Consider the following 11,034-nt stretch of genomic DNA (forward strand, 5'->3'; position numbering starts at 1 on the left):
CACTTGTACACCAGCTCGGTTGAAGATGCTGAACCCGCCGTAAACAAAATACGCAGGTTTGGCATCCGTTCTGGCTCCAGATAGACCGCATAGGTCGGCGGCAAAGCTGCTACCGTGATTTGGTGATTCGCCATATATTGCTCAAACCGTTCGTAATTCAAAATCGTCTCTGACGTTGGTACATACAGTGTGGCTCCACAGAACAGTGCCTGGAAGATTTCCCAGCAAGCCGCATCAAACGAATAGCTGGCGAACAGCAACGCATGATCCGACGTACGGATCTTGAGCGTCTGATCAAAATATGTTTTCAGATTGCACAGCCCGTGATGCTCCAGCATCACGCCCTTCGGCTGCCCTGTGGTCCCTGACGTATAAATCACATAGGCTAGATCGTTCGGACCGGACCACGGCTCCAGATTGGAACCATCCTCGTGGTACACCGTTTGCTCCCCATCCAACACCAGCACGTGACCGTCGATAGCTGCTTTGTCCACCAGATGGCTTTGCGTCAACAGCAGCTTCGCACCCGAGTCGTCCAGCATATAGCGGATACGCTCCTCTGGATAGGTCGGATCGATTGGGACATATGCACCCCCGGCTTTTAAAATCCCGAAGATACCTACGATCATGTCCACCGAACGCTCAGTCATCAGACCCACCAGACGATCTTTCGTCACGCCTTGACTACGCAAGGTACGAGCCAAACGATTGGCGCGTGCATTCAGCTCGCGATAGGTTAATTGCTCTCCTTCGAAGAACAATGCTGTCTGCTCCGGCGTCCGCGCGGTTTGCGCCTCGAACAAGCCGTGAATCGTTTGCTCGTTTGGATATGCTACCGCTGTATTTCCCCAAGCCTCAACGATTTGCTCACGCTCCTGCGCGGTTACCATATCCAGCTCATGCACCCGAATGTCTGGCTTCGCTACCACCTGCTCCAGCAGTTGCACCAGATGACCTCGAATTTGCTCTATACTTTCCCGTTCAAAGGCCAGCGCATTATACCCAAAGCTCATATGGATGGTGTTCCCCGGCAGTACCACCAGGTTAAAGTCATAGTTGGTCTGCTCGACAGACTCGGCTCCGGTGATGCTGAAGCTGGACTCATCACTGTTGCCTAATTGCTCCAATTGTTCCTCTACCGGATAGTTCTCAAAAATAAGAATATGATTGATCAAATCCTGCTTAAGCTCCGATAGCCCCTGAATTTCATACAACGGGTACGTATCATAGGTATGGGAAGCAATGGATTGCTCTTGGGTTTGCTTCATCACGTCTGAGAATAAGCTGTCCACTTGACTGCGGATGCGTACAGGAATGGTATTGATAAACAGACCAATGATGTGCTCCACATTCGGAATGTCTGCCGGACGTCCAGATACCACGCTGCCAAACACCACATCATCTGTACCATTATATTTTTGCAGCAACAGGCCCCAAACGGTCTGTATCAACGTATTGATCGTTACCTGATAACGCTTGGCTACGCGCTGAATGCCAGCCGTTAGATCCGCGCCCAAGTCAAAATCCAGACGCTCCGCCTGATATTCCGTTTTGCCCTGAATTTTAGCCTGTGGCAGGCGGGACTGTTCCTCATATCCTTCCAGAACCTTGCTCCAGTAACCTGATGCGGCCTGACGATCCTGCTGTTCCAGCCATTCAATATATTGACTGTACGGCGTTACAGGTGCCAGTTCAGGCTGCTTATGAGCCAGTATCGCAAAATAACTCGCAAACACTTCGCCTGTCACCAGCGACAAGCACCAGCCGTCCATCACGATATGATGGAAGCTCCATACAAAACGGTACGCATCCTCACCTGTGCGCAAAACGGCCACACGCATCAAAGCATCTTGCGCCAGATCAAAGCCTCTTTGCTTGTCTTTACGCGTATATTCGAGGATGTACTCGTTTTGCTTCTCTTGCTCCATATCCCGCAAATCCTCTACATACAGTTCGCTGCGCTTATTCCGATACACGACCTGAAGTGGTTCATCTTTCCAGCCACTGTAAAAGTTCGTGCGCAGTACCGTATGCCGCTGCACCAATATATCCAAACTTGCCGCAAACGCATCAATATTAAAATGTCCTCGCAGATCAAAGGAGGCCTGTTCAAAATAAGCTCCTGATTGCGAATCCATCAGATTGTAAAAGAGCATGCCCTTTTGCATCGGCGTCAGCGCGTATACATTTTCCAGCTCACCGGTATGTGCCGCCTGTTCCGCAATTTGTTCCAGTTCTCTAGTCGTCAGACCTTTGAAGGACACATCACTCGGCGTCAGCTCCGGCTGTTCCTGAGCGACACAATGCGTAATCACCTCTTGCAAAGCGGATTGCAGCAGGCTCGCCACACGTTCCAGCGTTTCTTGGCGATACTGCTTACGGCTGTAAGCGATCGTCAAGCGCAGCGTGCCTTCCGAGATCATCGCGTTTAAATCCAGCGTATATTGCAGCGGTGAATGGGCATCCTCTGTCTCTCCTGCACTATAGGGTGACCATGTGATTCCACTGTTTTGTAGATCCTGATCGACCTGCCCCAAATAGTTAAAGCTGATTTCCGGTTCTGCTGCAATCGCATGCGCTTCACCTGATGCAGACGCAGGAGATAAGTAGCGCCATGTGCCATAGGTCAGCCCTTTATGTGGAATGCGGCGCAGACCTTCCTTCGTTTCTTTAATCCGCTGGGACAGCGTCAGGTTGACATCTGTGTCCAGCAGCACCGGATACAAGCTCGTAAACCAGCCTACTGTACGTGTAATATCCACCTCTGGCAGGATCGCTTCCCGGCCATGTCCCTCCAGGTTCACCAGCACCTGTCCGGCGCCTGTCCAGTTGTGCATCGCCAATCCTAACGCGGTCAACAGCAAATCATTGACCTCGGTGTTATAGGCACGATGGGCCTGCTTTAGCAGTTGCTGGGTTTCAGCCTCGGTCCACTCCACCGTCAACACTTCGCTGTCTGCATTCAAGGAGCCCTCGTAGGCGAAATCCTTAGGCAGCGCTGCCGCTTTCGCTTTGGCCTGTTCCAGCTGCTGCCAGTAGGCTTCATCCGATGCAGCCTCTGGACGGTTGGCGTAAGACGACAACTCCCGTGCCCATGTTTGGAAGGAATCTGTTTTATAGGGCAATCGTACAGGCTCGCCCTTGATCGCCTGCTCGTAACCTGTCGAGAAATCTTCAAACAGAATTCGCCACGATACCCCGTCCACCACCAAATGGTGAATGGCTATGAGCAAATGATCGCCCTCGGCTGTGCGGAACAATCCCAGCTTGACCAGAGGCCCTTCGGACAGGTGGATGCTGCTTTGAATTTCATTTGCCTTCGCTTCCAGCGCTTCCGCATAGGATGCTTGTTCACGGTAGTCTGCGGTTTCCAGCGTATACAATGCGCCTTCATCTACACCGCGTGTCCAAGCCTCGTAACCAGATGAAGCCTGACGGAAAACCGTACGAAGCGCATCATGATGCTTCACGATGTGATCCATGACTTGGCAAACCGCCGTCTCATCAAAGCCCTTGGCACGATAGAGCATGACCGCCTGATTAAAGTGCTGCGGACGCTCGCGCTCCTGCGCAAAGAACCAATGCTGGATCGGAAGCAAAGCAGTTTTCCCGCTCACTTCTCCTTGATCTGCCATACGACTGACCTCATGCATATGCGGTGCCAGCGCTGCAACCGTTGGATACTGGAATAAATCCTTCATGTCCAGCTTATAGCCAGCCTGGAACGCACGGGATGCGATTTGGATCGCCTTGATCGAATCGCCGCCCAGATCGAAGAAATTGTCCAAAATACCGACAGTCTGCAGTCCCAGTACCGACTGCCAGACCGCTACTAGAGCGCGTTCTTGCGCGGTACGCGGCTCTGCATAATCCGTTCCGGTTTGTAGGCTGCCTTCCGGTGCTGGCAGGGCTTTGCGGTCAATTTTGCCATTTGGACTCAGCGGCATCTGCTCCAGCTGTACAAAGTACGACGGCACCATGTAGCTTGGCAGCTCTCGGCCCAGCTCACTTCTCAGCTCGCTAGCACCCATTTCTTGCCCGGCGACATAGTACGCCACCATTTGTTTTTGTCCCGTTTCATCCGCACGCGCCAGCACCACGGCTTCGCGTACCGATTCCACTTGGAGCAGCTGCGATTCGACCTCGCCCAGCTCAATTCGGTACCCCCGGATTTTCACCTGATGATCGATCCGGCCCAGATATTCAATGTTGCCGTCCAGCATCCATCTCGCCAAATCGCCTGTGCGGTACATCCGTTCATAGCCTGCTTCCCCGCCGGCAAACGGGTCTTTCACAAATTTCTCGGCCGTCAGCTTTGGACGGTTCAGATACCCCCGTGCTACGCCGACACCACCGATGCACAGTTCCCCTGCAACCCCAATCGGCTGCAATTGCTCCGTGCCTTCCTTCACGATGTACAGACGAATGTTTTGAATCGGTTTCCCGATTGGGATAACCGCATATTCCTCGCCAGGCTCGCAATCGAAGTACGATACGTCCACCGTCGCTTCGGTTGGTCCATACAGGTTGATCAGTTTCGCTCCAGCCAGGCTCGACACAAGCCGTTGGAACCGTGCGACATGCTGTGGCGGTAATGCTTCACCACTGGCAAACACATGGCGCAGCGTTGCCAGCTTCGCTTGCATCACTTCCCGTGGCTGCTGCTCCACATATTCCAGGAACGCATGCAGCATGGCGGGAACAAAGTGCATCGTACTCACGCCATCGCGGGCAATCGTGTCGACGATGTCTTCCGGGTTCTTTTCCCCGCCAACGGACAGCAGACTCACCTTCGAGCCAACCAGCGACCACCAGAACAGCTCCCACACCGACACGTCGAACGTGAAGGCGGTCTTTTGCAAAATCGTATCTTCCGCACTCAAGCCGTACCGATCATGCATCCACAAAATCCGGTTCAGCACGGAATGGTGCTCCACCATCACGCCCTTCGGTTTCCCGGTGGAGCCGGAGGTATAGATGACATAGGCTACATGGTGCGGGCCAGCCAGTGGCTCCAGATTCGAACCGTCTTTGTGGTAAATGTCTTGGCCATCCTGCTCATGACGATCCAGCACCAGCACCTGGCCGTCGAAACTCCGTGAGGCTTGCTCCGCCAAATGCGATTGCGTCAGCACCAGCTTCGCTCCCGAGTCCTCCAGCATAAAGCGGATGCGGTCCGCCGGATATTCTGGATCGATGGGTACATAAGCTCCGCCTGCCTTGAGGATCGCATAAATGCCTACGATCATGTCCAGCGAACGGTGGACCAGAATGCCTACAGGCTGATCCGGTTCAACACCTGTGGCACGCAGCGTTCGAGCCAAACGGTTCGCGCGCTCATTCAGCTCAGCGTAGGTCAACGATTCCGCTCCGCACAATACTGCCACCTGATCCGGTGTTTTCGCTGCCTGCTGCTCGAACAGTGCACTTAGCGTTTGATCCTGCGGATAGGCTGCCGCTGTATCCCCCCAGACCTGAACGAGTTGTGCCTGTTCTTCCGGTGTTACCAATTCCAGCTCATTCACTCGGATATTCGGATTGTCCACAATTTGTCCGATGACATGGTCGATATGGCCCTGGATACGCTGCATGGCAGACCGGCTATACACGAGAGCATTGTATTCAAGCAGGATAGAGATATCCTCATCAGGCACGACAATCAGGTTAAAATCGTAGTTGGTTTGCTCGACAAGTTCCACATTGGCAATCGAGAAGCCTGTTTGTGCCTTTGTCTCGCCGGAACCGCCCATCTGCTTCATCTGTTGCCCGATCGGGTAGTTTTCAAAGACCATAATGTGATGAATCAGGTCTTGTTTTTGTTCAGTCAGTGCCTGGATATCGTATAGCGGGAACGTATCATAGACACTGGAGGCCAAAGCCTGTTCCTGGGTGCGCTGCAATACTTCAGCAAATGTAGCATCCGGTGCACTGCAAATGCGTACTGGAATCGTGTTGATAAACAATCCAATCATGTTCTCCACGCCTGGAAGGTCTGCCGGACGACCGGATACCACACCACCAAACACAACATCCTGATTATTATTGTATTGCTGTAAAATAACGCCCCACACACTTTGCAGCAATGTGTTAATCGTGACATGTTGTTGCTTGGCCATTTGGTTTAATGCCGCAGTCCGTTCTTTACCCAGCCTAAAGGGCAGCTTTTCCGAAACATAGCCGGAATGGGAACCCGCACCGCTTCCGTCTGATTCTTCATTGCGTGCGACGACAGAAGCTTGTGCGTCTTCACCAGGCAACAAGGTTTGCTGCTCAAAACCTGCCAAATAGTCACTCCAATAACGGGTCGCTTCCTGTGCATCCTGTTGTTCCAACCATTCGATATAGTCACTATAGGGCTTGACAGGTGCGAGCTCTGGCTGTTTGTGCTCCAGCAAGGCAACATATGCCCCAAACACTTCGTCCGTCATCAGGGACAGGCACCATCCGTCCATCACAATATGATGGAAGCTCCATACAAAACGGTATGAGCTTTCACCCGTGCGGAAGACGGCTACGCGCATAAGCGCATCCTTGCTTAGATCAAAGCCTCGAGCTTTATCCTGGGCCACAAATTCAGCTACAGCGTGTTCGCGCCCTCTGACATCCTCATAAAAGAAGCTCGGATTTTTATGACGATAGACAATCTGCAACGGTTGACCATACCAGCCGCTGTAGAAATTCGTCCGTAATATAGCATGTCGGCTAACCAGCAGCTTCAGACTTTCCTCGAATAGGGACGGTTCAAAGTACCCCTCCAGATCAAAGGTCGCCTGTTCAAAATACACGCCTGTTTCTGCATTCATCAAACTATGGAACAGCATACCCTTTTGCATAGGGGTCAAGGGGTACACATTTTCCAATTCCCCAACCGTCTTGGTCTGCTCGATAATCGTATCTAATTGCTCCAGGGTCAGACCTTTTAGCAATACATCACTTGGAGTCAATTCAGTCCGCTCCCGTGTGACACAATGCTCAATCATCTCAAGCAGATTGGATTTCAGCAGATTGGCTAGCATGTGGACGGTGTCCTTACGGAAGGCTTTGCCGTTATACCGAATGTCCAGTTCCAGGATGCCGTTCGTTACGATCCCGCTCACATCGAGAGCATATTTCATCTTCGTCCGGTCACTAACGACTGATCCAATCGAATAAGGAGACCTACGAATATCGCTGTTTTGTAAGTCCTGATCCAGCTGTCCGAGATAGTTAAAGCTTACTTGTGGCTCGGCAAAATCTTGATATTGACCAAGGTTCAGCACACCAGCTTGCTGACCAACGGCTTGGCCGGATTCACTCAAATATCTCCAGATTCCGTAGCCCATTCCTTTATTCGGAATAAGGCGCAGGCTCTCTTTGACCTGTTTGATGCGTTCTGACCAAGCGGGATCACAACCAACGTCCAGCAATACCGGATATGGACTCGTAAACCAGCCTACCGTACGAGAAAGGTCCGTATCCGGCAAAATGTTCTCACGCCCGTGTCCCTCTAAATTAATCAGGCTGCGTTCATGACCCGTCCACGTGTACAGCATCATGCCCAAAGCCGTCAGAAGCAGATCGTTCACTTCCGTGTTATATGCGCGGTGTGCTTGCTTCAATAATTTTGATGTCTCTTCCTCCGTAAGCTGGACGACCACTGTATCCGTGTCAGCCAAGGTAAAGGGCTCAGCCTGCGCTTGATCCTCAGGCAAACGTACTTGGTCAGCCCAAGCGGCTGCGTTCCATTGCTCCCAATAGGCGTGTTCACTGTCCATGGCTGCGCTATTCGCATAGGTGGAAAGTTTTTGTGACCAGGAACGGAAGGAATCCGTTTTGTCCGGCAGCTGAAGCACTTCCTGATGAACGGCCTGTTCATAGGCAGTAGCCAAATCCTCAAACAAGATACGCCAGGATACCCCGTCCACGACCAAATGGTGAATCGCCATCAGGAGATGGTCCCCATCTGCACAGTGGAACAAACCCGCCTTTAACAGCGGTCCTTCTTGCAGTTGGATACTGCTTTGAATTTCATTGGCTTTCGCCTCAATTGCCGCGCTGAGCATGGCTTCATCCGTCAAATCCCTAAAGTCCAGCACGTCCAGATGATACAGCTCGCCTTCCTGTATTCCGCGGTTCCACGCTTGAAAGCCTTGCTCGGTCTTGCTGAACACCATCCGCAGAGCATCATGGTGCTCTGCTAGTTTGCCAAGCGCCTGACGCAGAGCAGCTTCGTCAAAGCCCTGCTCCCGGTGCAGCATAACGGCCTGATTAAAGTGATGCGCATCTACTTGGGCTTGCGTAAAGAACCCCTGCTGGATCGGAAGCAACGCCGTTTCTCCGCTCACTTCTCCCTGATCTGCCATACGACTGACCTCGTGCATATGCGGTGCCAGCGTTGCGACGATGGGATAGCGGAACAAATCCTTCATGTCCAGCTTGTAGCCTGCCTGGAACGCACGCGACACGATTTGAATCGCCTTGATCGAATCGCCGCCCAGGTCAAAGAAATTGTCTAAAATACCGACGGTTGGCACGCCCAGGACGGACTGCCAGATCGCTACGAGTACCCGTTCCGGTGCAGTGCGTGGCGCTGCATAATCCGCACCGCTGTGCAGACTGCCTTCCGGTGCTGGCAGGGACTTGCGGTCGATTTTACCGTTCGGTGTCAGCGGCATCTGCTCCAACCAAATGAAATACGACGGCATCATATAGCTTGGCAGCTCTTGTCCCAGCTCCTGTCTCAGCTCACCCGCTCCAAGCTCTTGACTCGCCACGTAGTACGCCACGAGCTGTGTTTGGCCCGTTTCGTCCGTGCGTGCCATGATGACCGCTTCTTGTACCGATTCCACCTGCAGCAGCTGCGATTCGATCTCGCCCAGTTCGATCCGGTAACCCCGGATTTTCACCTGATGGTCCATCCGACCCAAATATTCAATGTTGCCGTCCGGCATCCATCTTGCCAAATCGCCTGTACGATACATCCGCTCATGGTCTGACTTGTCATCAGCAAACGGATTATTCACAAATTTCTCGGCCGTCAGTTCTTCACGTTTCCAATACCCACGGGCCAATCCTTCCCCTGCAATACATAACTCACCCGGTACGCCGACGGGCTGCAATTCCCCATTCGCATTCATGATATAGATTTGGGTATTCGCAATAGGACGTCCAATATTAATGTGCTCCGCATGGGTCAGTTCCTGCACGGTCGACCACACCGTCGTTTCTGTAGGTCCGTACATGTTATAAATGCGAGGACCGTTTATTTCTTGCAGTGCTGCGAGCAGCTTGGACGGAAGGGCTTCGCCCCCGACCATAATGGCCTTCACGCTTTGCAGTGTGCGGGAACCTGCTTCATGACCCAGCAGCATTTGCAACCGGGATGGGGTCATTTGCAACATCTCAATATGTTGATGTGCAATCAATTCACCCAGCGCCTGCGGATTCACCTGATGCTGGCTGTCGCCAAGCACCACCGTCATTCCACCCAACAGGGGCAGGATGGTTTCCAAGACGAAAATATCAAATGAAATGGTCGTCAGTGACAAAATGGTTTGGCTCGCTTCAAAGTCAATGACTTCGCGCATCCCGGTAATAAAGTTGAGGACCGAGCGATGCTGGAGCATAACTCCTTTCGGATTTCCAGTCGAACCCGACGTATAGATGACATAAGCCAAATGCTCTGGCCGGGCAATCGTCTCCAGGTTGCCGCTTTCTCCCTGATACAAGGCTGCATCCTCAAGAAATATGGCATTGGCGTTGCAATGATGCTCTTCCAACAGATCACGACTGGTCAGAAGCACTGTGGCCTCGCTATCTTCCAGCATGTATGCAATACGAGAGGACGGAAATTCGGGATCAATCGGCACATAAGCACCACCTGCTTTGAGAACAGCCAGGAGACCTACAATCATTTCCACTGAACGCTGTACCATCAGTCCGACCAGCTTGTCAGGTCCTACTCCTTGTGCTTGAAGCATTCGGGCCAATGAATTCGCCCGTTCATTCAGTTCTCGATAAGTCAGACTCTGATGTCCAAACACCAATGCCACCTGATTTGGCGTATATTCTACCTGCTCCTCGAACAGCTGATGGATCGTCTGTTTGCATGGGAATGCACAAGCAGTGTCATTAAATGCCGCTGTAATCTGCTGCTTTTCCGCCGCTGTGAGTAGTTCCAGCTCTTCAACACGAACATGCGGATTGAGCGAAATTTGCTCCAGCAGGCGTGCAAAATGCCCATACAGACGCTCAATACCTGCTTGATCAAAGCTGAGCGTGTTATACATAAAACGAATCTTGATGCCTTCACCCGGCATAACGACGACGTTCAGATCATAGTTGGTTTCCTCTGTAGCCACCACATTCGAAATCGTGAATTTATCCTGCCCCTCGCTGCCCAACTGCTCTACCTGCTGCTCCACCGGATAATTTTCAAATATCATAATATGGTTAATTAAATCCTGCTTCTGCTCGGTCAGTGCTTGAATTTCATACAGCGGGAACGCATCGTAGGCATTGGAAGCCAGCGCCTGCCGCTGTGTTCGTTTCATCAGCTCGACAAAGGTTTCACCTTGTTCAGACTGCACGCGCACTGGAATCGTGTTAATGAATAGCCCAATCATGTGCTCCACACCTGGAATATCCCCTGGGCGACCGGACACAACGCTGCCAAACACAACATCCGAACTGTTATTATATTTTTGCAACAAGACGCCCCATACCGTCTGAATCAGCGTGTTGATCGTCACCTGATTTTGCTTCGCCACTTGTTCGATCTGGGCAACCAGCTCTGGCTGGAATTCGCAATCCAGATCTTCAGCAACATATTCCCCGGTGTGCATCGATTTAGGCTGTGTTTTTTGCTGTGGAAGCGTAATTTGCTGCTCGTAGTCCGCCAGATACCCACGCCAGTATTGCAAAGCTGCCTCACGGTCCTGACGTTCCAGCCATTCAATAAATCGACTGAACGGCGTGACAGGCTCCAGTACGGGCTTATGACCCGCGCGCAGTGCCAGATAGCTGCCAAATACCTCCTGTGTCATAAAGGACAAG

1 protein-coding gene (running past one end of the window) is annotated in these 11,034 nt (G+C 52.1%); it reads right to left on the bottom strand.

Annotated elements, in window-relative coordinates; genetic code table 11:
• On the bottom strand, positions 1 to 11,034 hold part of the coding region annotated (locus NLX73_RS24700) for a non-ribosomal peptide synthase/polyketide synthase (RefSeq protein ID WP_254327594.1) (this coding region is incomplete at both ends). 19,543 nt of the annotated region lie to the left of the window's left edge; 11,034 of 30,577 annotated nt are visible.

Source organism: Paenibacillus sp. CH40 (genome assembly GCF_024213605.1).
GTDB lineage: Bacteria > Bacillota > Bacilli > Paenibacillales > Paenibacillaceae > Paenibacillus > Paenibacillus polymyxa_B.